We start from the raw sequence: 1,577 nt of genomic DNA, 5'->3' as shown, positions 1-1,577 counted from the left end.
GCGCAGACCATACTATCGGCTGGCGCAATCGCCGCCAGCGGCATTGCGATTGCGGCCAACGCTGTGACCGGGCATGGCGACATTACCCTCGCGGGCAGCAGCAGCGTCAATGTGACCGGCCAGCTCCTCGGCGCCGGCGATGTCCTGCTCTCCGGTTCGACCGTCCAACTCGGCCAGGCAGTTACCGGCGTCGATTTCGCTGCCACCGCGCGGTCGTCAAACGGCGCCATCGCTCTCGGATCAAGCGGCGATCTGACTATTAACGCCGGAAGTGCGTCGGCCAACACGCTGATCGTCGCAGGCAACCTCAATGTGGCCGCGAGTGCCTTTACGGGCGGCAACATTACCGGCCATGGAGCGGTCTCGATCGGTTCGGCCACCAGTCCTGGCGCGGTCAGGATCAACGGCCAGCTTCTTGGCGCCAACAACGTCTCGATGACCGGATCTGCCATCAGCGGCAACGTCATCGCGGCCGGTGTCGATTTTGCCGCGATGGACCAATCGGGTGCCGGCAACGTCATTCTAGGCCAGGCCGGGAATATCACGCTCGCAGCCACGGCAGGCGACATCTCTTTCAACAGCCTGCTCGCTGCAGGGACCATCACCGCCAACGCGGCGAGCAATGTCAGCGCCAACGCCGTTGCCCATGGCGATCTGACGATTTCCGCCGGCAATGCGATCACGCTCACCGGCCAATCGCTGGGGACCGGCAATGTCAATCTCAATGCCCGGTCGATTTCGATCGATACGCTGGTCTCCGGCGTCGACTTTGCCGCCACCAATGCATCAGGCAACCGCAGCCTGATGCTGCGTCGCGCCGGCACCATGACGCTTGCCGCCTCAAACGGCAGCATCAGCGCCAACTCGTTGCTCTCGGGCGGCAATCTTTCCGCCGCGGCGACGCAGAATATCAGCTACAACAGCCTGCAGAGCCTGGGGAACGCAGCGCTTACCAGCCCTGGCGCCATCGCCTATACCAGCACCACCCGCGTCGGCGGCAACCTGACACTCAACACCGGTGCGCTCGACCTATCCGGCAGCAGAGGCAGCAGGATTTCCGGTGGCGGCACGCTGATCGTCAATGCCGCCTCCGCCAACCTCTCCGGCAGCAATCTCGTCTTCGGTGGCCTGAACCTCAATCTCTCCGGCGGTGCCGATCTTTCCAATGCACAGATCAGTACCGTTACCAATGCTGGCGGTTCCGGCGACATCACCATCTCCGCCGCGGGTCTTGCCACGACTGCCGGCACTTCGCTGCTTGCCGCGCATGACCTGACGCTGAACCTGCCGTCGCTGGGCAATACCGGCCAATTGGCGGCCGGCAACAGCCTGACCTTCAACGTATCGGGCGATTTCTACAACAGCCCGTCCGGTCTCGTCTTTGCTGGCAATAATGCCAACCTCTTCGTCGGCGGCACGCTCACCAACGACCAGGGAGCTATCCTATCCGGCAACGGACTTACTGTAGCCGGACCGGGCGGCGGTCAGCGTAACGGCGCCGTGGTCAACTCCGCCGGTCTCATTCAGTCCGGCGGCACAATGTCGATCCTGACCAATGGCCTGAGCAATGTCACGAC

1 protein-coding gene is annotated in these 1,577 nt (G+C 63.2%); it reads left to right on the top strand.

All coding sequences use genetic code 11. The features are described 5' to 3' along the window. On the top strand, positions 1–1,577 hold a 1,577-nt coding region (locus tag Q4Q11_RS31750; protein ID WP_498571971.1), incomplete at both ends, for a beta strand repeat-containing protein.

Source organism: Rhizobium sp. UFLA01-1127 (assembly GCF_059803845.1).
This window is presented reverse-complemented; position numbering and strand designations above follow the sequence as displayed.